Annotated in this window: 24 protein-coding genes; 8 read left to right on the plus strand and 16 right to left on the minus strand. The window is 73.6% G+C overall.

All coding sequences use genetic code 11. The features are described 5' to 3' along the window. Position 1: 1 nt before the first annotated feature. Entirely contained in the window at positions 2-754 is a 753-nt protein-coding gene (locus QRN56_RS20205) for a TetR/AcrR family transcriptional regulator (RefSeq protein ID WP_285106239.1), read from the minus strand. Positions 755-1,040: 286 nt separating this feature from the next. On the opposite strand from QRN56_RS20205, the gene QRN56_RS20210 reads away from it, so the two are divergent. Continuing rightward, positions 1,041-1,736 carry a GNAT family N-acetyltransferase gene (locus QRN56_RS20210; RefSeq protein ID WP_285106240.1) on the plus strand — a complete coding sequence of 232 codons (696 nt, stop codon included), beginning with the start codon at positions 1,041-1,043 and terminating at the stop codon, positions 1,734-1,736. A 143-nt stretch (positions 1,737-1,879) separates the two neighbouring features. After that, entirely contained in the window at positions 1,880-3,451 is a 1,572-nt protein-coding gene (locus QRN56_RS20215; RefSeq protein WP_285106241.1) for an HNH endonuclease signature motif containing protein, read from the plus strand. A gap of 63 nt (positions 3,452-3,514) precedes the next feature. On the opposite strand, the gene QRN56_RS20220 is transcribed toward QRN56_RS20215, so the two are convergent. From QRN56_RS20220 to QRN56_RS20265, 10 genes are all read right to left on the minus strand, one after another. Beyond that, positions 3,515-4,303, minus strand: coding sequence for a ferredoxin reductase (locus QRN56_RS20220; protein WP_285106243.1), 789 nt, complete (start codon positions 4,301-4,303; stop codon positions 3,515-3,517). After that, positions 4,296-4,979: a sulfite oxidase-like oxidoreductase gene (locus QRN56_RS20225; protein WP_285106245.1), complete on the minus strand. Its 684-nt coding sequence runs from the start codon at positions 4,977-4,979 to the stop codon at positions 4,296-4,298. The genes QRN56_RS20220 and QRN56_RS20225 overlap by 8 nt, the downstream gene beginning before the upstream one ends. Positions 4,980-5,055: 76 nt before the next feature. After that, positions 5,056-5,457 (minus strand): 4-carboxymuconolactone decarboxylase, encoded by a 402-nt coding sequence (pcaC, locus tag QRN56_RS20230; RefSeq protein WP_285106473.1) that lies wholly within the window; start codon positions 5,455-5,457, stop codon positions 5,056-5,058. Positions 5,458-5,873: 416 nt separating this feature from the next. Further along, a complete protein-coding gene (locus QRN56_RS20235) occupies positions 5,874-6,728 on the minus strand; it encodes an alpha/beta fold hydrolase (protein ID WP_285106247.1) in 855 nt (284 codons plus the stop codon). Continuing rightward, complete coding sequence (locus tag QRN56_RS20240; RefSeq protein WP_285106249.1) at positions 6,725-8,002, minus strand: lyase family protein; 1,278 nt, start codon at positions 8,000-8,002, stop codon at positions 6,725-6,727. The genes QRN56_RS20235 and QRN56_RS20240 overlap by 4 nt, the downstream gene beginning before the upstream one ends. After that, positions 7,995-8,741 carry a protocatechuate 3,4-dioxygenase subunit alpha gene (gene pcaG, locus QRN56_RS20245; RefSeq protein ID WP_285106251.1) on the minus strand — a complete coding sequence of 249 codons (747 nt, stop codon included), beginning with the start codon at positions 8,739-8,741 and terminating at the stop codon, positions 7,995-7,997. The genes QRN56_RS20240 and pcaG overlap by 8 nt, the downstream gene beginning before the upstream one ends. After that, positions 8,734-9,612, minus strand: coding sequence for a protocatechuate 3,4-dioxygenase subunit beta (pcaH, locus tag QRN56_RS20250; protein ID WP_285106252.1), 879 nt, complete (start codon positions 9,610-9,612; stop codon positions 8,734-8,736). Before pcaH ends, pcaG begins: the two co-directional genes overlap by 8 nt. A 119-nt stretch (positions 9,613-9,731) precedes the next feature. Beyond that, positions 9,732-11,018 carry a 4-hydroxybenzoate 3-monooxygenase gene (locus tag QRN56_RS20255; RefSeq protein ID WP_285106254.1) on the minus strand — a complete coding sequence of 429 codons (1,287 nt, stop codon included), beginning with the start codon at positions 11,016-11,018 and terminating at the stop codon, positions 9,732-9,734. A gap of 59 nt (positions 11,019-11,077) precedes the next feature. After that, positions 11,078-11,836, minus strand: a complete 759-nt coding sequence (locus QRN56_RS20260) for an IclR family transcriptional regulator domain-containing protein (protein WP_285106475.1) — start codon at positions 11,834-11,836, stop codon at positions 11,078-11,080. 106 nt (positions 11,837-11,942) lie between these two features. Beyond that, entirely contained in the window at positions 11,943-12,065 is a 123-nt protein-coding gene (locus QRN56_RS20265; RefSeq protein ID WP_285106255.1) for a hypothetical protein, read from the minus strand. Between the two features lie 256 nt (positions 12,066-12,321). On the opposite strand from QRN56_RS20265, the gene QRN56_RS20270 reads away from it, so the two are divergent. Then, positions 12,322-13,173, plus strand: coding sequence for an NPP1 family protein (locus QRN56_RS20270; protein ID WP_285106257.1), 852 nt, complete (start codon positions 12,322-12,324; stop codon positions 13,171-13,173). A 29-nt stretch (positions 13,174-13,202) separates the two neighbouring features. Here QRN56_RS20270 and QRN56_RS20275 read toward each other — a convergent pair whose 3' ends face one another. After that, the gene (locus tag QRN56_RS20275; protein WP_350224591.1) at positions 13,203-14,126 is read right to left on the minus strand and encodes a sigma-70 family RNA polymerase sigma factor; all 924 of its coding nucleotides are present in this window, start codon (positions 14,124-14,126) and stop codon (positions 13,203-13,205) included. On the opposite strand from QRN56_RS20275, the gene QRN56_RS20280 reads away from it, so the two are divergent. Next, a complete protein-coding gene (locus tag QRN56_RS20280; RefSeq protein ID WP_285106260.1) occupies positions 14,125-15,165 on the plus strand; it encodes an alpha/beta hydrolase in 1,041 nt (346 codons plus the stop codon). The two genes, QRN56_RS20275 and QRN56_RS20280, sit on opposite strands and share 2 nt — an antisense overlap. After that, entirely contained in the window at positions 15,162-15,878 is a 717-nt protein-coding gene (locus QRN56_RS20285; protein WP_285106261.1) for an alpha/beta fold hydrolase, read from the plus strand. Before QRN56_RS20280 ends, QRN56_RS20285 begins: the two co-directional genes overlap by 4 nt. Before the next feature lie 161 nt (positions 15,879-16,039). Here QRN56_RS20285 and QRN56_RS20290 read toward each other — a convergent pair whose 3' ends face one another. Then, positions 16,040-16,867, minus strand: coding sequence for a helix-turn-helix transcriptional regulator (locus QRN56_RS20290; protein WP_285106262.1), 828 nt, complete (start codon positions 16,865-16,867; stop codon positions 16,040-16,042). Between the two features lie 29 nt (positions 16,868-16,896). Continuing rightward, positions 16,897-17,889 carry an SDR family oxidoreductase gene (locus tag QRN56_RS20295; protein ID WP_285106477.1) on the minus strand — a complete coding sequence of 331 codons (993 nt, stop codon included), beginning with the start codon at positions 17,887-17,889 and terminating at the stop codon, positions 16,897-16,899. Between the two features lie 237 nt (positions 17,890-18,126). Here QRN56_RS20295 and QRN56_RS20300 point away from each other — a divergent pair, with 237 nt between their 5' ends. Next, on the plus strand, positions 18,127-19,593 hold the full coding sequence (locus QRN56_RS20300; RefSeq protein ID WP_285106264.1) for an NAD(P)/FAD-dependent oxidoreductase: 1,467 nt from the start codon (positions 18,127-18,129) through the stop codon (positions 19,591-19,593). Further along, a complete protein-coding gene (locus tag QRN56_RS20305; RefSeq protein WP_285106265.1) occupies positions 19,583-21,229 on the plus strand; it encodes a cytochrome b in 1,647 nt (548 codons plus the stop codon). The genes QRN56_RS20300 and QRN56_RS20305 overlap by 11 nt, the downstream gene beginning before the upstream one ends. Here the strand turns inward: QRN56_RS20305 and QRN56_RS20310 are convergent. Further along, positions 21,192-21,374 (minus strand): hypothetical protein, encoded by a 183-nt coding sequence (locus QRN56_RS20310; RefSeq protein WP_285106267.1) that lies wholly within the window; start codon positions 21,372-21,374, stop codon positions 21,192-21,194. The genes QRN56_RS20305 and QRN56_RS20310 overlap by 38 nt on opposite strands. Positions 21,375-21,432: 58 nt before the next feature. Next, positions 21,433-22,290, minus strand: a complete 858-nt coding sequence (locus QRN56_RS20315; RefSeq protein ID WP_285106268.1) for a phosphotransferase family protein — start codon at positions 22,288-22,290, stop codon at positions 21,433-21,435. Positions 22,291-22,625: 335 nt separating this feature from the next. On the opposite strand from QRN56_RS20315, the gene QRN56_RS20320 reads away from it, so the two are divergent. Then, positions 22,626-23,816: a heme/hemin ABC transporter substrate-binding protein gene (locus QRN56_RS20320; RefSeq protein WP_285106269.1), complete on the plus strand. Its 1,191-nt coding sequence runs from the start codon at positions 22,626-22,628 to the stop codon at positions 23,814-23,816. Positions 23,817-23,900 lie beyond the last annotated feature (84 nt).

The following is a 23,900-nucleotide window of genomic DNA, read 5'->3' on the forward strand; positions in this document are numbered from 1 at the left end:
GTCAGGTCCCGATGAGCCCCGCGAGGACCCGCGTCAGGCCGGCGCGGAACCACGCCTCGGCGTCGACGTCGAACGACTCGGGCACCCGGCCCTCGCTCACGACGTCGAGCCACGGATGGCGGCGTCGTGCCCCGGTACGCTCGAGACGCCGGGCCTCCGCCGCCCACCAGGCCCGGTAGTCCGTCCCGGAACGCGACGACTCGTCGTGCTCGGCGAGAAGCAGGAGGGCCATGCCCTGGACGTACCCGCTGAGCGCGAGGTACCTCCCCAGGGCCGACGGCGGGTCGGCACCGAGCGTCTCGAACGCCTCGGTGCCGGCCCGGGCCGCGTCCAGCACCGCGGGCACGAGGGGTGGACGGCTGCTCGCGAGGACGGTGACCAGCCAGGGGTGCTCCCGGTACGCCACCCACTCCTGCTCGGCGAGCCGGACGAGGACGTCTGCCGGGGTCTCCGCGTCCGGGGTTGCCTGCGAGTGCGCCTCCGGACGGGCCCGTGTGTGCGCCTCCACGTGTGCCTCGGCGTGCTCTCGTGGCGCCACGGCGCGTCGCGGCGCGAGGGCCCGTTGGACCAGCGCCGCGACCAGCCGGTCCCGGCTCCCGTACGCCCGCCGTGCCTGGGCGAGCGGCACCCCGGCGCGGTGCGCGACGGTGCGGAGCGTGAGGGCGGCGATCCCGGCGACGTCCGCCAGCGCGATGGCGACCGACAGCAGGTCGGCGTCCCCGCGGGTGTCTGCTGCGAGGCGGGCGGTGGGCACGCCGGATGGAAGGCGCCCCTCGTCCCGACGACGCCGGTAGGCGCGCGACTGGCAGGACCGCGAGCAGTACCTGCGCGGCCGGCCGGTGCCCGCTGCCGGGCCGAGGTCACGACCGCACTCCGCACACGCCACGCCCTGGCTCCTTTCGTCGCACATGCCGGTGAGTCGAAACTACTGCGCCTCGCCGCCGGAGGTGCACGAGCCTGGAGCTATGTCGAAGCCTGAAATGTCGAAGCCTGAAATGTCGAAGCCGGGAGTGTCGAAGCCGGGGACGCCGAAGCCCCGTATGACCGTCCGGCCCGTCGTGCCCGCGGAGTTCGACGTCGTGCTCGCGGTCTGCGTCGAGGCTTTCGCCGACGAGGCGGTGTCGGCGTGGGTCGAACCGGTCGCCGAGCGACGTCTGGACCGCACCCGGGAGCTCTTCACGACGTCGCTCCGAGCCGCCGTCGACGCCGGTCAGCTCCTCGTGGCGTGCACGCCCGGCGGAGAGCCGGTCGCCGCGTCGATGTGGATCACGCTCGACGGCGCGAGGTCGGTCGCCGGGCCCGAGGATCACGCTGATCCCACTGGCCCCGCTGACCCCGCTGACCGCACTGGCCCCGCCGGCCCCACTGACCCCGCCGGCCTCGCGGGCCTGGCCGGTCCCACCGGACCCAGCGACGACCACTCGGTCTCGCGGCGCCTGGCGGCTGTCGTGGCAGCCACCACCGCGCGACATCCCGGGGCACCGCACGTCTACCTGTCGGCCATGGCCGCGCTCCGCCGACGCCGAGGACTGGGGGCGGGGTCGGCGATGCTGCGTCACGGCCTCGACCAGGCCCGGGAGCTGGGTCTCCCGGTGTACCTGGAGGCATCGACGCCGCAGAACCAGCGGCTCTACTCCCGCCATGGATTCCAGGAGCACGGCGCGCCCATCCGACTGCCCGAAGCAGGGCCGACCCTTCAGCCGATGTGGCACCCGAACGGGAGGACGGCGCCGTAAGGCGGACTCATGACGGGCGCGAAGAGTTATCCACAGATATTTTTCTGATCGAACGATACGCACGAGCGTTCGATAGGATGAATCAACGCCGCGGACCGGTCCGGTCCTGCCGTTCGAGATCGCGCACGAGGGTGGTGTGAACCATGGCAAGAGAGCAACGCGGGAGCACCTCGCGTGCCCTGGGGGACGTCCTGACCGACCTCGACGAGCTCCTGGACGAGCTGACCGGGAGGCTGGCTCCGGACACCCCAGGCGACCGCCCGACCGTCCGCGAGTCCATGACGACACCGAGCCTGGTGTCGGCGTCCGCCCGCCTCCGCGCGGCCGGCGCACGGATGGATGCCGTGCGCTGGTCGATCCTGCCCCGGATCGAGACCGCCGGGCTGTGGGCCCAGACGGGCGCACGCACCTTCGCCGTCTGGCTGGCCCGCACCGAGGACGTCCAGACGGCGACCGCCCGACGTGACGTCCGCACGGCCAGGGCGCTGCGCGACCACCTGCCCGCCACGCTGTCGGCGGCCCTGACGGGCCGGGTCGGTGTCGACAAGATCCGCGCCCTGGTCGATGTCGCCACCACCAGCACGAACCGAACCGACGCCCTGGCCGCACCGGCAGTCGACGTCGCTACCGTCGACGTGCCCATCGTCGACGTGGCCACGGTCGAAGTGGGGACTGTCGAGCCCGTTGCCGATCCGGCCTGCGATCCAGATGCGTCCGCGCCTGCCGACACGACCGACGACCCCGTTTCCGGGGCACCGACGACTCCAGGTTCGCCGACGTGGGAGGAGCAGCTCCTGGACTGGTCGACCCGGAACGGGCCTGACCGGTTCCGCGGCCTGGTGCGCTACTTCGCCCGCCACGCGGACCCCGACGCCGACGAGCGCGGCTACACGAAGGCCAGGCAGCGTGAGTACCTCGACGTCGCACCCACGCTGGGCGGCTACCACCTGAGCGGGTTCCTCACCGAGGAGCACGGCCAGGCGCTGACCACGGCGATCGGCTCGGTCATGGGCACACCGGCCGCCGCCGACGACCGCACGCCCGGTCAGCGCCGCGCCCAGGCCCTCGCCGACCTGAGCCGCATCGTGCTCGACGACGGCCGCACCGGCACCGGCGCCTCCGTCCGCCCGCACCTGAGCGTGACCGTGTCCTGGACCGAGCTCCAGGCCCTCGCGGCCAGGAGCGCAGCCCGGGATGCCTCCACACGTCCGGGGGCGGGAGTCCCGAGCACCGCAGCTCCGAACGCGCCAGTCCCGACCGTGCCGGTCGGACCGATCACCCCGAGCGGCGTCCCCCGCATCAAGCGCCCGGCGGTCTTCACCGAGACGAGCGCTCCGGTGCCGGCCTCGCTCCTGCGCCGCATCGCCTGCGACAGCGAGGTCACCCGCATCGTGTTCGGAGCCGACTCGCAGATCCTCGATGTCGGCCGGAGCAGACGTACGGTCACCGGGCAGCTGCGCCGGGCGGTCATCGCCCGCGACCAGCACTGCGTCTACGGCCAGTGCGACCAACCGCCCACACGCTGCGAGGTCCACCACGCCCTACGCCACTGGGCGCACGGCGGCGAGACCTCCACCACCAACGCCGCCCTGCTCTGCTACCACCACCACGACCTCGTCGACACGCAGAACATCGCCATGCACTACGACGAGGGCTGGCACTTCACGCACCCGAACGGGCACGTCACACACCCCACCCGCACGCACCTGACATGACCAGGCAGCCACCCAGGGCACCGTTCACCACGCACTTCGACCGGGCACCAGCGCAGAAGCCGATCAGTTGCCCGCAGGCCCGAACCGTTCGGTCCGGATCCGGGCCGGATCGTGTCCCTGGGCCACGAGCATGCGGGCGACCGCCTCGACGAACCCCGTCGGACCGCACACGTACACCCGGGGCTCCAGCTCGGGCGGCCAGCCCCACGAGGCCAGCTCGGAGGAGGTGAGCCGGCGCGGGCCGCGCAGCGCCGTCAGCGAGACCGCCCGGGTGAAGATCGTGCTCGCCTCGAACCCGTCGCCGCGGGCCACGAGCCCGTCGAGCTCGTCGGTGTACAGCCGGTCCTCCGGCGTACGCACCGAGTAGATCAGGCGGAACGGTGTCCGGTCGCCGGCCTGCCGGCGGGCGCGGGCCATCGACATCACGGGGACCAGGCCCGAGCCGCCCGCCAGGAGCAGCACCGGTGTGCCCGCGTCCCGCGCCGGATCCCAGACGAACCATCCGCCGATGGGCCCGCGCACCTCGATGGCGGCCCCGGGCGGGAAGTCGTCGACCAGGTAGGGCGACACCTCGCCGTCCCGGACGCGCTGGACGGTGACCTCCACACCCCCGCTGCCGGACGGCGTGGGGCCGCTCGCCAGCGAGTAGGACCGCTCGGCGGTGTAGCCGTCGGGCGCGGTGAGGCGCAGGTCGAGGTGCTGTCCGGCCTGGTGACCGGGCCATCGCGGGACGTCGAGCACGAGGGTCTCCGCGGAGGCGCTCTCGGCCCGTCGTTCCAACAGGGTCGCGACCTGCCAGCCGGACGGGACCGCGTAGCGCCGGCCGAGCCGCGCACCCACTGCCTCAGTCACCCTGGTACCTCTGCTCACGCCACGGGTCACCGAGGTCGTGGTAGCCGAGCTTCTCCCAGAAGCCGGGCCGGTCCGTCGGCATGAGCGTGAGCGAGCGCACCCACTTCGCCGACTTCCAGAAGTACAGGTGCGGCACGAGCAGCCGCGCGGGGCCGCCGTGCTCGGAGTGCAGCGGCGCGCCGTCATAGGTGTGCGCGATCCACGCCTTGCCGCCCAGCAGGTCGGCGACCGGAAGGTTGGTCGTGTAGCCGCCGTAGGAGCCCACCATCGCGAAGTCGGCGGTGGACTCGACGTCTGCCAGCAGCACGTCCAGGGACACACCCCGCCAGCGGGTACCGAACTTGGACCAGCGTGTGACGCAGTGGATGTCGACCGTCGGCGTCTCCTGGGGCAGCGCCATCAGCTGCGCCCACGTCCAGGTCTTCGCGGCGCCGGACTCGTCGGTGACGGTGAAGCTCCAGGTCCGGCTGTCGACGTTGGGCGTCGGCCCGGCGGACAGCACCGGGAAGCCCTCCTCCTTGTACTGCCCGGGAGGAAGCGTCACACCCGCAGGCCGCGGACGTCCGCGGAACCCCGGGGTGAGCGTGGCGCCGACGCCGGGGTCGGCGGGAGAACTGACGGGATCCGGGGCTGCGGAGTCTGGGCCACCCGGTACGGGCGGCGTCGCGCTGGTCATGCCCCAAAGATAGTGCGGGACTGGTGGTGCTGAACGGATATGCGATGCGGATGGTGCGGTGCGGATGGTGCGGGTCTCAGACGAGACCCTCGTCGGCCAGTGCCTGCTGGGCAACCTTGAACGCGCGGTTCGCGCTCGGCACGGAGCAGTAGATCGCCGTCTGCAGGAGCACCTCCTTGATCTCGTCGACGCTCAGCCCGTTGCGGACGGCGGCCCGCACGTGCATCGCCAGCTCGTCCCAGTGACCGCCGGCGACGAGCGCGGTCAGCGTGATCATCGAGCGGCTGCGCCGGTCCAGGCCCGGACGGTTCCAGATCTCGCCCCACGCGTATCGCGTGATGAGGTCCTGAAAGTCAGCGGTGAACGGCGTCGTGCCCACGATCGCGCTGTCCACGTGCTCGTCGCCGAGAACCTGCCGCCGGACGGCGGCGCCGTCGTGACGCCGCACGTCGTCCCCGCGCTCGGGCCGCCGACTCAGGGGAACTCTGCTCACGGGAACACTGCTCGAGGGAACACCGCTCGCGGGAAAGCTGCTCGCGGGAACATTGGCCTGGGGAACACTGCTGCCGGACGCGCTGCCACCGGGCGCTCCTTCGCCGGTGTTCGGCGCGTCGCTTCCGTTCGACACCTCAGCTGTGTCCGACGACACGCCGCTGTCCGCGACCTCGCCACTTTTCGGCACCGCACCGCCGTCCGCCACATCGCCACCGTTCCGCGCCTCGCCACCGTTCGGCGCCTCGCCACCGTTCGGCTGCTCGCTCTTGCCCGGCTGCTCGCTCTTGCCCGGCTGCTCGCTCTTGCCCGGCTGCTCGCTCGTGTTCGGCCGCTCGCTCGTGTTCGGCCGCTCGCTCGTGTTCGGCCGCTCGCTCTTCTTCGGCACGTCGCTGCTGTCGGTCACGCTGTCACCCTTCCCCGGACGAGTTCGCGCACCAGGTCGGCCACGGCCTGCGGCCGCTCCGCCGGCGCGAGGTGTGCTGCTCCGTCCAGCACCTGGAGTCGCGCGCCGGGGACGGCGTCGGCGATCTCCTCGAGCTTCGCGGGCGGCGTCGCCGGGTCCGCGCTGCCCGCGATCGCGACGACGGGGACGCCGACCACGCCGAGCCGTCCTCGCAGGTCGTGGGCGCCCACGGCCTCGCACACCGCGGCGTAGCCGAACCGGTCGGCGGTCTGCAGGCCGGCGAGCAGGCGGAGGGCCACCTGCGGTTCACGGTCGAGGAATCCGGGTCCGAACCACCGCCGTGCCGCGGCCTCCACCTGGGTGGGCGTGCCCGCCCGCCGCACCAGCTCGGCCCGCTCGGCCCAGCCCGACGGCTCGCCGAAACAGGTCGCCGTGCAGATCAGGGCCGCGCCGAGCACCCGGTCGGGTGCGTCCAGCAGCAACCGCTGGCCGACCGCCCCGCCCACCGAGACACCGGCGTACCAGAAGGGCGCCCCGACATCCCCGCGCCGGGCCTGCGCACGCTCGACGACGCCCAGGACGGCGTCCGCAAGATCAGCGATGCTCAGTCCTTCGAGCTCGTCCGCGGACGGCGTCGGCGCGACACCGTGCCCCGGCAGGTCCCAGCCGATCACGTCGAGCTCGCCAGTCGTGACGCCCGCCGCGGCGCTGCCGGCGCCCGTCAGCAGCCCGACGGCGTCGCCCCACAGCGCCGACACCGATGTGCCCAGCGAGGGCCCCAGCACCAGCAGCGGGCGTGCGGTGTCGCGCACCAGGAACTCGACGGCACCCAGCCTGGGTCGCGCGGTCATGCGTCCTGCCCCACCCGTTCGGCGTACTGGTCCAGCACCCGGCCGACGACGGCGGCCGCCGCCTCGACGTCCGGCGGCGGTCCGACGTCGGGCAGGCCGTCGCGCAGGTTGCGGGCCACGGCGTCGATGTCGACCTCCAGCCCCTCCAGCAGTTCCGCCGCCGCGTGCGCCGACGCGATCGCGTGGCGGGCGAGCAGCTGCAGGGCGGGCCACTCGGCGTGCCAGGCGCCGTCGGACCGCTCGTCCACGGCGAGCCCCGCGGCCCCGAGCACCTGCGCGGCCAGGTGCGGCGCGGCGATCGCCGAGCGACGCACGAGCACCGACAGCACGGGGTTGCGCTTGTGCGCCATGGCGGACGATGTCCCGCGTCCCGGCGCAGCCGGCTCACGCAGCTCACCCACACCGGGCCGGACCGCCTGCAGCACGTCGTTCGCAACCTTGCCGAGCGCCGTGCAGGTCTCGGCGAGCGCCGAGGCGATCCGGACGACCGGCGTGCGCGTGGCGTGCCACGGCGCCGGACCGACCGGCAGGCCGAGCTCCGTGCCCCAGGCCTCGACGAGGTCGAACTCGGGGCGCGCGGCCCCAACGCCGCCGGCCGGCGTCGGCGCAGTCACCCCCGACCGCCTAGTCCCGGAAGCCCCGGACGGTCCCACCAGCTCGGTCAGCCCGGACAGCTCGCCCGCCGCGCCACCGTAGGCCAGCGGCAGCGCGTCGGACACGGCGGCCAGGAAGGCCCGCGCGGCAAGGACGCCCTGCAACCACCCGGCGAACCGCGCTCCGAGCGTGGTCGGCACCGCCGCCTGGGCGAGTGTGCGCGCGAGGGCGGGCCGCGCGCGGTGCTCGGCCGCGAGGCGGGCAGCCGCCGCGGCCGCTCGGTCGAGGTCGGCCACGGCAGCACGCGCGGCGTCGCGCAGCACGAGGACCAGCGCCGTGTCGAGCACGTCCTGCGACGTGAGGCCCGCGTGGACCGCGGGCGCCAGCCGTGGCCCCGCCGCCTCCCGCAACGTGGCGACCAGCGGGATCACCGGGTTTCCCCCGGCGGCCCCGGCGCGGGCCAGCCGCGTGGCGAGGGCCAGCGCGTCGTCGTCCGCCCCGGCGAGGCGTTCGACGACGCCGTCGATGTCGCCCTCCGTCGCCCGACCCCCGAGGACGACCCGGACCCAGGCCGCCTCGACGCGGAGCATCGCCCGCAGCACCGCCACGTCGTCGGTGACCGCGGCGGGGGACCCCGGGCCGAGGTCGGCGCCGGGGGTCAGCAGGCCGACGTCAGGCATCAGCGCCGCCCTGCAGATCACCGTGCACCCTGCTTCCGTGCGCAGCCGTGTCGTACGTGAGGAACACGGTCTCCTCCTCCCCGTCCGGGCCGCCCTGGAGACGGATGTCGAACCGCAGCGACCCGTCGGGCTCGCGCGATGTGACCAGCGTGGCGCGCGGACCGGGTTCGAGCGAGGCGAGCAGGGGCTCCGCGCCCAACGGGCCGGGGGCGTGCGGTTCGCCGTCGTCCGGTTCGCCGTCGTCCGGTTCGCCGTCGTCCGGTTCGCCGTCGTCCGGGGCACCGGCGTCCGGCAGGTAGGCGCGGGTGTGCAGGCGGTCCTGCAGGCCGCGCGCGAAGACTGTCACCGCGAAGAACGGGGCGCGGCCCGGCTCCGTGGCGCCCGGCGTCACGGTCCGGAACCAGTAACCGCCCTCGCGGTCCGTCTCGGCGCGGCCCCAGCCGGTGAACGTCCCGTCGCGCAGGAGGGAGCCGGACCGGCCGACGACGGCGCCCGCCGGGTCGGCCTGCCAGATCTCGATCAGGGCGTCGGGGACGGGGGCTCCCGCGCCGTCGTACACGGTCCCGTGCAGGCGCACGGCACCCGGCGTGCCCGCCTCGACCAGCTCGTTGCCGCGCGCGTAGGGCAAGGCGTAGCCGAAGAACGGCCCGACGGTCTGCCCCGGCGTCGGCGGGAGCAAGGCGCCCGGCACGGCCCCGGGCGCCCCCGCGGACGCCGACGCAGCTGTCCGCTCACTCATCGCCGTCCTCCGGCTCGGTCCACGTGCGGTGCGAACCGGACAGCACGATGTCCCACCGGTACCCGGTCGCCCACTCGTGCTGCGACAGGTCGTGGTCGTACGCCGCGACGAGCCGGTCGCGCGCCCGGGGATCCTGGATGGACTGGTAGATCGGGTCGAGGGCGAACAGCGGGTCCCCCGGGAAGTACATCTGCGTGACGACCCGCTGGGTGAGCTCGGTCCCGAACAGGGAGAAGTGGATGTGCGCCGGACGCCATGCGTTGAAGTGGTTCTTCCACGGGTACGGGCCGGGCTTGATGGTCTGGAACCGGTACCAGCCGTCGTCGTCGGTCAGCGCGCGCCCGACACCGGTGAAGTTCGGGTCGATCGGCGCCGGATGCTGGTCGCGCTTGTGCACGTACCGCCCGGCGGCGTTGGCCTGCCACACCTCCACGAGCTGACGTCGGACGGGCCGGCCCTGGCCGTCGACCACCCGGCCGCGCACCACGATCCGCTCCCCGATCGGCTCGCCGCCCCGCTGCACCGTCAGGTCGGACTCCAGGGCGCCGATGTCCCGCTCGCCGAAGACGGGGGCGAACAGCTCGATCGTCTCCGGGTCGGCGTGGTGCAGGTCCTTGGTCGGATGCCGCAGGAGCGAGCTGCGGTACGGCGGCCAGTCGCGCCGCGGACCGAGCTCCTGCGGCGCGCCCTGCGCCAGACCCTCCTCGTACGCCCGGTGGGCGGCCTCGATCTCGGCGCTGAGCTGCGCCTGCGTGTCTGCCGCCGAGTCAGGCGCCGGGTCAGGCGCCCCCTCTGGTGCCGCTCCAGGTGCCGAGTCAGGTGCCGCGTCGGTTGCTGGGTCGACTGCTGGGTCGGGCGCTGGTTCCGTCATCTCGTCTCCCTCTCGACGTCGTCGTCGGTCGCCGTGCTCCATGTCGTGACGCGCGCCTCGCTCCATGCCGTGACGTGCGCCTCGCTCCGTGCCGTCGCGCACCCGCTGGTCTGCCGCGCTCACAGCGCCCCCTCGCCGAGCACCGGGCCCCATCCGGTGTACCCCTCCGCCAGGAAGCGCCGGCCGGACTCCGAGGCGGTGAGCGTGCGCAGCTCGGCCAGGCGTCGTCGGGCGGCGAAGCCCGTCTCGCCCGGGTGGGAGTGCAGCATGCCGCTCATCCACGCGGAGAAGTGCTGCGCGCGCCACACCCGTTCGGCGACGCGGCGGCCGTACTCGTCGAGCACCGCGTCGTCCCGGCGTCCGCCGCGACCTCCCGGAGCTCCAGGTCCGCCCGAGCCCGCCCCTCCCGTACCCGCGAGCCAGGTCTCCAGGACGTCGTGCAGCACGACGACGTCCGCGAGCGCCAGGTTGAGGCCCTTGGCTCCCGTGGGCGGGACGGTGTGGGCGGCGTCGCCGGCCAGGAGCATGCGGCCGTGCCGCACGGGTTCGACGACGGACGAGCGGAAGCGCAGCACCGACCGCTCCTCGACGGGGCCCTCGACGAGGCGGAAGCCGTCGGGCCCGGCGACGCGGCGCTGCAGCTCGGCCCAGATCTGGTCGTCGCTCCAGCCGGCGGGGTCCTCGTCGGGGTCGCACTGGAAGTAGAGGCGCTGGTGGGTGTCGGTGCGCTGGCTGATCAGGGCGAACCCGTGCTCGGACGCCGTGTAGACGAGCTCGGGCGCGCTGCGCGGCGTCTCGACGATCACGCCGAACCACGCGTAGGGGTACTCGTGGACGTACGTGCGCCGCTGTGCCTCGGGCAGGGTGTGCCGCAGGGTCGAGTGGGAGCCGTCGGCGCCGACCAGCACGTCGCAGCGCAGCTCGTGGGTCGCGCCGTCCGGGTCGGTCCAGAGCACGCCGGGCCGGTCGGTGTCGCCGTCGAGCACGTGCGTGACGGTCGCGCCCCACCGGACCTGGGCGCCGTCGCGGCCGACGCCGTCCGCGCCGTCGGCCGCCCGCCGGGTCGCGAGGTCGACGAAAACGTCGGTCTGCGGGTAGAGCCACACGCTGCGTCCCGTGAGGCCCGTCAGGTCGATGCGGTGGTCGGCGCCGTCGAACCGCAGCACGATGCCGTCGTGCCGGGACCCGTCGCGCAGCACCCGGTCCAGGCCGGCGTCCACCAGGACCTGCACCGCGCCCGCCTCCAGGATCCCGGCACGGTGCGTGTGCTCGATCTCCTCGCGGGAGCGCGCCTCCAGCACCATGTGGTCGATGCCGGACCGGTGCAGCAGGTGCGAGAGCAGCAGCCCGGCGGGTCCGCCGCCCACGATGCCGACGACGGTGCGCTCCGGTGCTGGTGCGGGCAAGAGGTCCTCCCGAGGTTCGACAGTCAGATGCGGAAGTTCAGAGGCTCAGCAGGCCCGCCCTAGCGGATCCGGGCCAGGTCGGCCTCGATCGCGGCAGCCGCTTTGAGCAGCGGGGGCAGCGCGTGCCGCAGGATCTCCGCGATCTCGCCGCGGCGGACCGGCGCCGAGACGTTGACGGCCGCGACCACCCGGCCCGTCCCGTCGCGCAGCGGCGCCGCGACCGACCGCAGGCCGTCCTCCAGCTCCTGGTCCACGAGCGCCCAGCCCTGCTCGCGCACGTCGGCGAGCGCGGCCCGCAGGTCCTGGGGGTCGGTGATCGTGCGCGGGGTCAGCGCCGCGAGCGTGCCCGACGGCGTGGCCTGGGCCAGGTAGGCGTCGAGCGCGGCGGGCTCCGCGTGGGCCAGGATCGCCCGGCCCATCGACGTCGCGTAGGCCGGGAACCGCGTGCCCACCCGGATCGTCGCGCTCATGATGCGCCGCGTGGCGACGCGGGCGACGTAGACGATGTCCGCGCCGTCGAGCACCGCCACGGAGGAGGACTCGCTCACCCGCTCGGACAGCTTCTCGAGGTGCGGCGTCGCGATGTCCGGCAGGGTGAGACTCGACAGGTACGCGTAGCCGAGCTCGAGCAGGGCGGGCCGCAGCGTGAACTCGCGGCCGTCGGTCGCCACGTACCCGAGCTCGACGAGCGTGTGCAGGAACCTCCGCGCCGACGCGCGGCTGAGCCTCGTCTCGCGCGCGACGTCGCTCAGGGTGAGGGACCGCCGGTCGCCGTCGAACGCCCGGATCACCGCGAGGCCGCGTCCGAGGGACTGCACGAACTCGGGCGAGCGGCCGGGTTCGGTCTCGGCTTCGATCCCGGCGTCGATCCCGGCGTCGTCCACGGCATCGCCCGCGCCGCCGTCCGGACCAGGCTCGGGCAGGTCAGGCATCCGCTCCCCCGCCCGCATGGGTGAGCCGCGCCGCCGCGAGGCTGCGCGCGCCCCTCTCGGCCTGCTGCACCAGCTCGGACACGTGCGTGCGCAGGCGGGCGACCGGCTCGTCCATGAGGTTCTCCCTTAAACGCGGTGCTGAACGCGGTACTGAACGTGGTGCTGAACGTGATGCTCGCGCAGGCGTTCGGTATCCGAACGATTGTGCCCACAAAGAACATAGCGACCCCGGCGGTGCGCGGTCAACGCCGTCCGCCCGCATAAGCAATCACCCTCATTGCCCGGTCCGGCCGGCGGCAATACCATCCGTCTGCCCGGCTTTTCACCCGCTCCGCACGACCCCGAAGCGCAGGACTCACGAGAGGCCCGTCATGGAACGCACGGACCGTCCGACCTCCCCCGCACCCCGGCCCCCGTCACAGCCCGAGTCACAGCCGACGCCCCGGCGCACGCTCCCGAAGGCTCGTCGCACCGTCGCGGCCGCCGCCGTCACGCTGCTCGCGCTCGTCGCCCCGGCCACGGCCGCGCAGGCCGACCCGCCGCCGAACCTCCCGCAGAACGCCGGCGGGTACGAGCAGTCCTTCTCCCCCGCCTACGACTACGACACCGACGGCTGCTATGCGACGTCCGCGATCGGCCCCGACGGGACGCTGGCGACCGGCCTCGCGATCGGCGGCGCCGTCAACGGGAGCTGTCGCGACCAGTGGGACCTGGACGCGTCGCAGACCTACTCGCGCGACAGGTGCAACAACGGCTGGTGCGCCGTCATGTACGCGAGCTACTTCGAGAAGGACCAGACCATGGACGGCCCGGTGGCCATCGGCAGCCACCGGCACGACTGGGAGCACGTCGTGGTGTGGGTCGATCAGTCGACCAACCAGGTGGAGCACGTCTCGATCACCGAGCACAGCGGTTCGGCGACCTACCCCCGCTCACAGGTCCGGTTCGAGGGTTCGCACCCCAAGATCGTCTACCACAAGGACGGGCCGAGCACGCACCTGTTCCGCCTGGCCAACGGCAACGACGACCCGCCGGAGAACCACTACGGCACCTGGCGGTACCCGCCGATCGTCGGCTGGAACGGCTGGCCGAGCACGTCGCTGCGCGACCGCCTGATGACCGCCGACTTCGGTGGTGCGAGCATCAAGATCGACGACGGCGACTTCACCTACTGGCTGGAGCGCATGAAGCCGGCCGGCATCCCGTTCGACCCCTCGGCCTAGACGCGGCCTAGGCGCGGACCGGTTCCGGCCTAGACACGGACCGGTCTAGGCGCCGGGCCGACCCAGAAGGTGTCGGCCCGGCAGCCGACGTCGGCGACGAACAGCCGCTCCAGCCCCGTGAGGTCGCCGAGCCGCGCCGCCGCGACGAACGCGTCCAGCAGCGCGCGCTGCTTGCTCGCGAGCACCGTGCTGCGCCGCCCGGACACGATGTGCTTGCGCGCTCGGCTCACGAGCTGGCGCGCCGCCGCCTGCGAGAGCTGGACGATCTCGGCGATGTCCGCGTACGCGTAGTCGAACGCCTCGCGGAGCACGTACGCGGCGCGCTCGGTCGGCGTGAGGCGTTCGAGCAGGACCAGCACCGCGACGTCCAGGGCCTCCGCCTGCTCCGCGCCGAGCGCCGGGTCGTCGCTCGTGTCCACCGGTTCGGGCAGCCACGGCCCGACGTACGTCTCGCGCCGTGACCGCGCGCTCTGCAGCACGTTGACGGCGAGCCGCGTGGTGGTCGTCGTCAGGAAGGCGTGCGGGTTCCGGACGACGGTCCGGTCGGTGGTGTGCCAGCGGATCCAGGTGTCCTGCAGCACGTCCTCCGCCTCGGCGGCCGACCCGAGCATGCGGTACACGATGCGGAAGAGCTGCGGCCGAACCTCCGTGAAGACGGCGGCCGCGACGTCGAGCCCCGGCGCTGAACTACCCGGCTCTGAACTACCCGGCTCTGAACTTCCCGGCTTTGAACTACCCGGCTCTGGGGCGCCTGATGCGGTCATGAACTCACCTCGGGGACGGACGGCCGTCACAGCCGGCGCCCCCGACCGGTCGTACGTGTGAGGCCGATAAAAGCACGGCCCGGATCCCCTGTCCTGCGCTGCCCGAGCCGCCACCCGGCTCAGCAGACCCATCGAGATGCATCCACAGGCTCGGTAGCAGGCACGATGAAGCGAGCAAGGAGAAAACATGAGCGAGCACGTGCTCGAACCGGCGGCCCAGGCGTTCGCCGACGCGACCGCAAAGCCCCCGTTGCTCTACGAGCTGGGCGTCGAGGGAGCCCGCAAGCTGCTCGACGACGTCCAGGCGGCGCCGATCGAGAAGCCGGACGTCGACGAGAAGTGGATCACCGTCCCGGCCGACGTCGGCGACGTGCAGGTGCGCATCGTCAAGCCCGTCGGCGCCGGCTCGACCAGCCCGTCCGGCCGGCCGGACCTGCTGCCCACCCCGCTGCCGACCATCCTCTACGTGCACGGCGGCGGGTGGATCCTCGGCAACGCGGGCACCCACGACCGGCTCGTGCGCGAGCTGGCCGTCGGTGTGGGCGCCGCCGTGGTCTTCGTGGAGTACACCCGGTCGCCGGAGGCGCAGTACCCCGTGGCGATCGAGCAGGCGTACGCCACCGCGCAGTGGATCACCCGGCACGGCGCCGCCGAAGGGCTGGACGCCGCGCGGCTGGCCGTCGTCGGCGACTCGGTGGGCGGGAACATGACCGCCGCCCTGGCGATCCTGGCCAAGCAGCGCGGGGACGTGACCTTCGTGCACCAGTCGATGTACTACCCGGTGACCGACGCCGGGCAGGACACCGGCAGCTACCGCGAGTTCGCCGACGGCCCGCACCTGACGGCCAAGGCGATGGCGTGGTTCTGGGACGCCTACCTGCCCGACCTGGAGCGGCGCGACGAGATCACCGCGTCCCCGCTGCGGGCCACCGCCGAAGACCTCGCCGGACTGCCCGAGGCGTTCCTGGTCGTGGACGAGAACGACGTGCTGCGGGACGAGGGCGAGGCGTACGCGCGCCACCTGATCGCCGCCGGCGTCCCGACGACGACCGTCCGCTACAACGGCACGATCCACGACTTCCTGATGCTGAACCCGCTGCGCGGCACGGCCGCGACGACCGCCGCCCTGGAGCAGGCCGTCCACGTGCTGCGCAAGGCACTGGGCACCAGCACGACGTACAGCACCACCACGAACACAGCAGTACCGAGCAAGGGAGAGCAGTCATGACCACCCCCACCGTCGTCCTCGTCCACGGGGCGTTCGCCGAGTCGTCGAGCTGGAACGCCGTCGTCGGACACCTGCAGCAGCAGCTGATCCCGGTGGTCGCCGTCGGCAACCCGCTGCGGTCCGTCGCGGGTGACGCCCAGTACGTGCGCGACGTCGTCGCGTCCATCCCCGGCCCGGTGGTGCTGGCCGGTCACTCCTACGGCGGCATGGTCATCACGGAGGCCGCCGCCGGCAACCCGAAGGTCGTGGGCCTCGTCTACGTCGCGGCCTTCACGCCGGACACCGGGGAGAACGCGTTCGACCTGTCCGCCAAGTTCCCCGGCAGCACCCTCGGTGCGGCGCTCAAGGCCTACCCGGTCTCCACGGGCGGCAACGAGCTCGCGATCCGCCCGGAGGTGTTCGGCGAGCAGTTCGCCGCCGACGTCGACGAAGACCTCACGGCCCTCATGGCCGCCACCCAGCGGCCGGTCACCGAGGCCGCGCTGACCGACCACCTGCCGGCGGCCGAGCCGGCCTGGCGCACCATCCCGTCGTGGGTCGTGTACGGCGAGGCCGACCGCAACATCCCGGCCGAGCTGGTCCGGTTCATGGCCGAGCGCGCCGGCGCCCGCGCGGTGACCGGGGTGCCTGGGGCGTCGCACGCGATCAGCGTGTCGCACCCGGTCACGGTGGCCGAGACGATCGCGGCCGCGGTCCAGGCCACCTCGGACTGAACGCGCCACACCGAGCGCGAACGCTGAGCTCGGACGCTGAGCTCAAGCACTGAGCTCAAGCACTGAGCTCACGCACTGAGCTCGAACATGACGCCGGCCGGGAGCCCGCCAGCATCCCGGCCGGCGTCGTTCGTGCGCCGACGGCTCTCGCCGCGAGCGCCTCAGAGGGAGCCCACGACCGAGAGGAGCTGGAGCCGGTCGTAGCTCTCGGTGCCGGGCACCGCGGTGAAGACCGTCAGGGCCTGGTTCTGGTCCGGGTCGAGCAGGGTCTGCCCGTGCAGCTCCACGAGGCCCACCTCGGGGTGGTTCAGGCGCTTGGGCTCGCAGTAGGGCCCGACGACGGGGTGCTCGTCCCACAGCCGCGCGAACTCCGGGCTGTCGCCGCGCAGCCGGGCGGCGAGCTCGCCCGCCGGGGACCGCGGACCGGTCTGCGCCTGCAGGGCCGCGAGCCGGGCCGTGAGCGTGCGCCCGTGGTGCTCGTGGTCCTCCTCGGGGACCCGGTCCCGCGCCTGCGGGTCGGTGAACCACCGGTAGGCGCGCACGCGCTCCGGCCCGGTGTACGACGTCTCGTCGCCCAGGAGCGCCACCGCGAGCCGGGTCTGCCGGAGGGTCTCGCCCAGCACGTTCTCGACCTGGGCGGGCGCGTCGGTCAGACCGTCGAGGATCCGCATCATGCCGACGTTGATGTGGTCCCCGCGCTGGACCCGGCGCGGCAGGGCGTGGCCCGCGAGCTCGATGAGGCGGTCCCGCTCCTCCAGGCTCAGGTGCATGCCGTGCGCGATCGCCGCGAGCACCTGCTCCGACGGCACGGGTCCGCGCTGCTGCTCGATGCGGCTGTAGTAGTCGGCGGAGACGCCGCTCAGCGCCGCCACCTCCTCCCGCCGGAGCCCGCTCGTGCGCCGGCGCGGACCGCGCGGCAGGCCCACGTCCTCCGGCTGGAGTGCCTCCCGGCGCGTCCTCAGGAAGTCGGCCAGCTGCTGGCGGTCCATCACCGTCGCCTCACTCTCGTCGTGCGGAATCAAGCAGGGAACCGGACGCCCGTCAGGTCCTCCGAGACGTCCCAGAGCCGGCTCGCGGCCGCCTCGTCGGTCGCGGCGTCGTAGACGCGCTGCGGTGCCGAGCTGCCCGTGAAGTGGCCAACGCCGTCGGGCCCGTAGAACGTCCCGCCGCCGGCCGTGACGTCCGTGACTGCCTGCAGCGCGGGCAGGATGCCCATCTCGACCGGCTGCACGAACACCCCGAGGGCGAGCAGGCGTCGCATGACGGCGTCCATCCGCGGCGGCTCGCCGGTACCCGAGCCGGTGCCCATCGCGGGGCCGGCCGCGTACAGGCCCGTGTAGGTGGTGCCGGGGTGGGCCGCGTTGCTCACGATGCCCCAGCCGTGCGCCCGGCTGCGCCGGTCGAGCTCCAGGGCGAACATGAGCTGGGCGAGCTTGGAGAAGTTGTAGGCCCGCACCGGCGAGTAGTCGCGCTCGCTGTTGAGGTCGGTCCAGTCGATCTTGCCGAACCGCGCCGCGGCGCTCGACATCGTGGTCACCCGCGCACCGGCCGGGCGGCCGTCGGCTGTGCGGGCGTCGCTCGCACGCAGCAGCGGCAGCAGCCGTCCGACCAGCGCCATGTGTCCCAGGTGGTTGGTGCCGAGCTGGAGCTCGAACCCGTCGGCGGTCGTGTGCCGGCCGGGCGGCGTCATCACCCCGGCGTTCGCCACCAGCAGGTCGATCGGGCGGCCCTCCGCCAGGAGGTCGTCGGCCAGTGCCGCCACGGACTCCAGCGAGGCGAGGTCGAGCGGGCGGGTTCCGACGACGGCGTCCGGCACCGCCGCGCGAAGCCGCTCGACGGCCGCCTGGCCCTTGGCCGGGTTCCGCACCGGCAGCACGAGCTCGGCCCCGGCCCGCGCGAAACGCTCGGCGAGCCCCAGCCCGATCCCGTCGCTCGCGCCGGTCACGACGGCGCGCCGGCCGGTGAGGTCCGGCACGACGACGTCGGTGTACTTCCGGGGACGGTGCTTCACGGGCTTGCTGGTCACCAGGCCGCCGGCCACGGGGCTGCTGGTCACGGAGTTCTTGCTCACGACGATCTTCCTCACGACGGGTTCTCCACCGGTCGGCCGACCGGTCCCGACCAGAGTGCGCGCGGCCCGGGGCCGGATCCAGGTTCGAGTTGTCCGTGGCTAGAGGCCTGTGACCAGCGCCACGTCACGTCCGGGCCCGCTGTGTTGTCGAACTGGTAAGACCACCAGGAGGGTGTCATGGAGAAGATTCTGATCGTCGGCGGCGGCTACGCGGGCTTCTACGCAGCGTGGGGCCTGGAGAAGAAGCTCCGCCGGGGTGAGGCCGAGGTCACGCTCGTCGATCCGCACGGCTACATGACCTACCAGCCGTTCCTGCCCGAGGTCACGGCCGGCTCCATCGAGGCGCGGCACGTCATGGTGTCGCTGCGGCGCCACCTGCACCACACCACGATCATCGCCGGCCACACCACCAGGATCGACCACGCGCACCGCACCGCGACCGTCCGCACCAACGACGGCGCCCTGCGGGAGATCGCGTACGACACGATCGTCGTCACCGCCGGCGCCGTGACCCGGACGTTCCCCGTGCCGGGCATCGAGCAGGAGGCGATCGGCCTCAAGCACGTGGAGGAGGCCGTCGCGATCCGCGACGCGCTCCTGACGGCGTTCGACCGCGCCGCCCTGCTCCCGCCGGGCATCGAGCGCCGCCGGCTCCTGACGGTCACCGTCGTGGGCGGCGGGTTCACCGGCGTCGAGGTCTTCGGCGAGCTGCTCTCCCTGGCCACCGCCCTGCTGCGCTCCTACCCGGAGCTCGGTCGCGACGACCTGGCCTTCCACCTCGTGGACGCGAACAAGCGCATCCTGCCCGAGGTCACGGACGAGCCCGGCCGCTGGGTCGTGCGGCACCTGCAGGAGCGCGGCGGGCGCATCCACCTCGGCACGCAGGTCGTCTCGGCGGCCGACGGCCGGATCATGCTGTCGACCGGCGAGTCGTACGGCAACGGCCTGCTGATCTGGGCCGCCGGCAACGGCAGCAACCCCGTCGTCGCGAGGAACACCGACCTGCCGGTCGACGAGCGCGGCCTGGTCCGCGTCCGCGCGGACCTCCGCGTCGGCACCGACGACGAGCTCGTCCCCGACGCCTGGGCCGCCGGCGACAACGCCGCCGTGCCCGACCTGGCCTCGACCGTCCCCGGCGCGCGGACCGTGCCGAACGCCCAGCACGCCGTCCGGCAGGGCAAGCTGCTGGCGAAGAACCTGGTCGCCGTCCTGCGCGGCAGGAAGCCGAGGCCGTACCTGCACCACAGCCTCGGCGTGGTCGCCACCCTCGGCATCGGGCGCGGCATCTTCCAGTACAAGCGCCTGGTCATCAAGGGCTTCCCGGCCTGGATCATGCACCGCGGCTACCACGTCCTGGCGGTCCCGACCTGGGAGCGCAAGGTGCGCGTGCTGCTCGTGTGGGCCTCCGCGGTGCTGTTCGGCCGCGACATCATCCCGCTCTCGACGGTGCAGTCGCCCCGGGCGGCGTTCCTCGCGGGCGGCGACCCGTTCGCGGGCTCGGGCGAGAAGGCCTCGGGCGAGAAGGCGGCGGCAGCCGCCGGCACCCCCGCACCGGCCACCCCGGCGCCGGCGGCACCGGCGGTACCGACCCCCGCCGACCCCGCCGTCCGCCCCGAGCTGAGCGTGGTGCGCGATGCGGGCTGACCTCCGCCGTCGGGCCGCCGGCCTCCGCGCCCGCGCCGCCGCGCTCGGCGAGCGGCGCGTGCAGCTGCACTGGTCCAACCTGTTCGGGGTCGTGACCTTCACGTGCCTGGTCGTCCTGACGATCACCGGCATCCTGCTGGCGTTCACCTACACGCCGTCGAACGAGCTGGTCACCTACACCGGGCCCTACGGGCCGCTGCAGGGCGCGACGGTCACCGAGGCGTTCGCCTCGACCATGCGCATCTCGTTCGAGCAGACGGGCGGCCTCCTGCTGCGCCAGACGCACCACTGGGCGGCGCTCGTCATGCCCGCCTCGGTCATCATGCAGCTGCTCATCACGTTCTTCACCGGCGGGTTCCGCCGGCCGCGGCGGCTGAGCTGGGTGCTGCTGGTGGCGGCGTTCGTGCTGGTGCTGGCCGCCGGCTGGAGCGGTTACGCCCTTCCCGACGACATGCTGTCGGGCACCGGCCTGCGGATCGTGGAGGGTGTGGTCCTCAGCATCCCGTTCCTGGGGACCTGGATCGCCGGGCTGATGTTCGGCGGGCCGTTCCCGGGCCAGATCATCGAGAACCTGTACCCGCTGCACGTGGCGATCGCGCCGGGGCTGCTCGTCGTCGTCCTGATCGCGCGGGCGGCGCTCACCCTGCGGGACGGGCAGGCCAAGCAGTTCCGGCCGGAGCCGGTCGCGTCGCTCGGGCTGCGCCTGTGGCCCGACGCCGCCTTCCGTGCCCTCGGCATGATGGGCATCACCGGCTCGGTGCTCGTGCTGCTCGGCGCGACCGCGACGATCAGCCCCGTCTGGACCTACGGGCCGGCGGCGGTGGGCGAGGTCGGCGCCGGGAGCCAGCCCGACTGGTACATGGGGTTCCTCGACGGGGCGTTGCGCCTGGTCCCGATGGGCTGGGAGACCGAGTGGTTCGGCTGGACGTGGACGTTCGCCACGCTGGTCCCGCTCGCCGTCGTCGCCGTGTACTTCGGCCTGCTGGTCGTCTACCCGTACGTCGAGGCCTGGGTCACCCAGGACCGCGAGCAGCACCACGTGCTGGACCGCCCCCGCCACTTCCCGGTCCGCACCGGCATCGGCGTGGCGGGCGCGCTGCTCTACGGCATCCTGTGGGGCGCCGCGAGCGCCGACATCGTCTCGACCCAGTTCAGCGTGAGCTTCGAGTCGGTCATCACCACGCTGCAGGTGCTGCTGGTCGTCGGGCCCGCGCTGGCGTTCGAGATCACGCGGCGGGTCTGCATCGGGCTGCAGCGCAAGGACCTGGAGATCGCGCTGCACGGTCACGAGACGGGCCGGGTGGTGCGGATGCCGAACGGCGGGTACGCCGAGATCCACCAGCCGGTCGACGACGCCGAGCGGGCGCGGCTGACCGTCGTCCCCGTCCCGGCGGCGCCGGGCCGCACGGACGGCAAGGGGCGGCTGCGCGGGAGCGAGCGGCTGCGCGGTGCGCTGGCGCGCGGGTTCGGCACGGGGCACGTGGTGCCGGCGGCGGAGCGCGATGCGGCCCGGGCCGGGGCGCCGGCCGCGGGCCGGCTGCTCGAGGGTGCGGGAGGCCGAGCCGGCGTCGCCGTCAGCAAGAGCCGGACCCGCGGGGCTATCCGCCCAGCGCCGCGAACGCCTCGTACACCATGAACGCCGGCCAGAACAGGCCCTGGACGACGGCCCAGACGAACTCCCAGAACCCGTCGGCCTGCTGCCAGAAGTAGACCCATGCACCGATGACGCCGAGCCCGTAGATCGCGCCACCGCCCGCGGCGCCCGTCCGTGAGTCGCTCATGACCCCACCTCCGGGACCCACGCTACGCCGGGCGCCGGGTGTCCGGCCTGGTGAGCGCTCAGGCCTCGAAGGCGTGCATCGCCCGCACGAGCCAGTCGACGAGCCGGGCGCGCTCGGCGACGACGCCCTCGGACAGCCGCGCCGCGGCATGCACCACGAGCCACGACTCGAGGTCGCGCAGGGGGCGCGGAGATCCGTCGGCGTAGGCCAGGGCGTACCCGCGGGTGAGCATCGACCGGCCGGCCGCCACCAGCCCACGAGCCGCCAGTCCGGGCAGACCGCGCGGGGCGGCGGGCGACGCGTCAGCCCACTGCAGCAGCAGGATCGCCCGGGTGTGGTCCGCCTCGGGCACGCCGCGCGCGGCGTTGGGCCAGTCGATGACGCTCACCCGCTCGCCGGACACCATGACGTTGCCGGGGTGGTAGTCGCCGTGGCACAGCCGGTCCCCCGACGGGAGCCCGTCGAGCAGGCGCAGCGCGAACCCGCGCAGCTCCCGGGACAGGGTCGCGCCCTCGATGCGGGCAGCCAGCACCTGGCGGACGTCGGGCAGGTCCGCCGGCGCGGGCACCGCGTGGACGGCGAGGTGGGTCTCCGCCAGGGCCCGGGCGAGCGCCCGCACCCGCCACGGCCTGTGCCGGAGCGTCTCCAGCATGTCCGCGCCGGCGACCCGTTCCAGCACCAGGCCCGGGCGCCCGTCCCACGTCATGACATCGACCAGGCCGGGAGCGACGTGGTGCCCGGCCAGGCCGGCCAGCGCCGCCGCCTCGGCCCGGTGCCCGGCGAACCCGGAGCGGTAGAGCTTCACGACGGCGTCGCCGCCCCAGGCGTACACCTCGGCCTCGCGACCCACGCCGATCCTGGGCCCGAGCCTGGCTCCGCCGGCAGGGACCGGTCCGGCGGCGGTCGAGTCAGTCATCCGGACAGTGTGCTGGGCGCGGGGCTACGTCACCACCTCCGTTTCGGGTGGTTCCGCCAGACACCCCGATCGAGTCACCCGAACAGCCCCAGCGCGTTGACCACAGCAGTTGCTGCCAGATTCGACCCCGGCCTGGCAGCAACTGCTGTGGTCAACGCCGCCGAGCCCTGACGGCGGCGTCGCGCTCCGGCGAGGGGGTTCCAACCTCCGGGCCGCTCGGGTGATTTATCCCCTCAAGTGCCGACCTGACTTGACTTTTTGAGGCTCGCCTCGCCTAAGTTAGGCACACCTAATTCCATACCGGGCACCGTCCCGGCGTACGAGGGAGCTGTCCGATGTTGCGCCTGCCCGGAGCCGGCCCCGATCGCGCCGCGACGCGAACCACGAGCAGGCCAGTCCTCAGCAGACCGGCACGTCCGGCCCGCCGACGCCCCGCGCTCGCCGCCGCCGGGCTGCTCGCGGTCGCCGCGCTCGTCGCCGGGTGCGGGCTGCAGCTCCCCCTGGCGGGGCACGCGGACGACGGCGGCGCCGTCGTCGGCACGGAGCCGCTCAGCGAGCTGGAGCCGATCGCCGACCCGCGCGCGTGGACCGGCGAGATCACGGTGGGCACGCCCGAGCGCCCCGTCGACCCGGTCGCCGAGAACCCGCAGCCGGCCCTGCCCGCGACCGTCACCGACGCGCAGGGCACCGAGGTGACCGTCGCCGACACGAGCCGGATCCTGGCGCTCGACCTGTACGGCTCGCTCTCGCGGATCGTGTTCGAGCTCGGGCTGGGCGACAGCGTCGTGGGCCGCGACGTCTCGTCGGGCTTCCCGGAGATCGCCGGCCGGCCGCTCGTCACGTCCAACGGCCACGAGCTCACGGGCGAGGCGATCCTCGACCTGGCGCCCACCGTCATCCTCACGGACACCACGCTCGGCCCCTGGGACGTGGTGCTGCAGATGCGCGACGCCGGCATCCCCGTCGTCGTGCTCGACAGCCACCGCAGCCTGGAGACCTCCGCCGACCTGGCCCGCGCCACGGGCGAGGCGCTGGGCCTGCCCGCCGAGGGCGCGGCCCTGGCCGAGCGCACCGAGACCGCCGTCGACGACACGCTGGCGCAGGTCGCGGAGCTGGCGCCCGCCGACCCGGCCGTCCGGCCGCGCGTGATCTTCCTCTACGTGCGCGGGCAGTCAGGCGTCTACTACCTGTTCGGCGACGAGTCCGGGGCGGACTCTCTCATCGAGGGCCTGGGCGCCGTCGACGCCGCCGCCGAGGTGGGCTGGAAGGGCATGCGCCCGCTGAACGACGAGGGTCTGATCTCCATGCAGCCCGACCTCGTGCTGCTGATGACCGGCGGGCTGGAGTCCGTGGGCGGCGTGGACGGGCTGCTGGAGCAGGTGCCGGCCCTCGCGCAGACGCCGGCGGGCGAGAACCGGCGGTTCGTCGCCATGGACGACACGGAGATCCTGTCGTTCGGGCCCAGGTCGGCGGACGTGCTCGACGCGCTGGCCCGCGCGTTCTACGCGCCGGAGAGCGTCTCGTGACCCCGACGACCCGCGCGTCCGGGAGCCCCGCCGTCAGCCCGACCGCGCGCCCACCCGTGCGGCCCGACGGCGACTCGGTCGCGA

Origin of the sequence: Promicromonospora sp. MEB111 (assembly GCF_030209445.1) — a bacterium.
Classification (GTDB): domain Bacteria; phylum Actinomycetota; class Actinomycetes; order Actinomycetales; family Cellulomonadaceae; genus Promicromonospora.

Bases quoted from the DNA above. Each gene is read 5' to 3' on its own strand.
- QRN56_RS20225 (WP_285106245.1), bottom strand. From the start codon at position 4,979: ATGACCAGCGCGACGCCGCCCGTACCGGGTGGCCCAGACTCCGCAGCC.
- QRN56_RS20235 (WP_285106247.1), bottom strand. From the start codon at position 6,728: ATGACCGCGCGACCCAGGCTGGGTGCCGTCGAGTTCCTGGTGCGCGAC.
- pcaG (WP_285106251.1), bottom strand. From the start codon at position 8,741: ATGAGTGAGCGGACAGCTGCGTCGGCGTCCGCGGGGGCGCCCGGGGCC.
- QRN56_RS20265 (WP_285106255.1), bottom strand. From the start codon at position 12,065: ATGGACGAGCCGGTCGCCCGCCTGCGCACGCACGTGTCCGAGCTGGTG.
- QRN56_RS20305 (WP_285106265.1), top strand. From the start codon at position 19,583: ATGCGGGCTGACCTCCGCCGTCGGGCCGCCGGCCTCCGCGCCCGCGCC.
- pcaH (WP_285106252.1), bottom strand. From the start codon at position 9,612: ATGACGGAACCAGCGCCCGACCCAGCAGTCGACCCAGCAACCGACGCG.
- QRN56_RS20210 (WP_285106240.1), top strand. From the start codon at position 1,041: ATGACCGTCCGGCCCGTCGTGCCCGCGGAGTTCGACGTCGTGCTCGCG.
- QRN56_RS20240 (WP_285106249.1), bottom strand. From the start codon at position 8,002: ATGCCTGACGTCGGCCTGCTGACCCCCGGCGCCGACCTCGGCCCGGGG.
- QRN56_RS20280 (WP_285106260.1), top strand. From the start codon at position 14,125: ATGAGCGAGCACGTGCTCGAACCGGCGGCCCAGGCGTTCGCCGACGCG.
- QRN56_RS20315 (WP_285106268.1), bottom strand. From the start codon at position 22,290: ATGACTGACTCGACCGCCGCCGGACCGGTCCCTGCCGGCGGAGCCAGG.
- QRN56_RS20215 (WP_285106241.1), top strand. From the start codon at position 1,880: ATGGCAAGAGAGCAACGCGGGAGCACCTCGCGTGCCCTGGGGGACGTC.
- QRN56_RS20300 (WP_285106264.1), top strand. From the start codon at position 18,127: ATGGAGAAGATTCTGATCGTCGGCGGCGGCTACGCGGGCTTCTACGCA.
- QRN56_RS20290 (WP_285106262.1), bottom strand. From the start codon at position 16,867: ATGGACCGCCAGCAGCTGGCCGACTTCCTGAGGACGCGCCGGGAGGCA.
- QRN56_RS20285 (WP_285106261.1), top strand. From the start codon at position 15,162: ATGACCACCCCCACCGTCGTCCTCGTCCACGGGGCGTTCGCCGAGTCG.
- QRN56_RS20275 (WP_350224591.1), bottom strand. From the start codon at position 14,126: ATGTTTTCTCCTTGCTCGCTTCATCGTGCCTGCTACCGAGCCTGTGGA.
- QRN56_RS20270 (WP_285106257.1), top strand. From the start codon at position 12,322: ATGGAACGCACGGACCGTCCGACCTCCCCCGCACCCCGGCCCCCGTCA.
- QRN56_RS20310 (WP_285106267.1), bottom strand. From the start codon at position 21,374: ATGAGCGACTCACGGACGGGCGCCGCGGGCGGTGGCGCGATCTACGGG.
- QRN56_RS20320 (WP_285106269.1), top strand. From the start codon at position 22,626: ATGTTGCGCCTGCCCGGAGCCGGCCCCGATCGCGCCGCGACGCGAACC.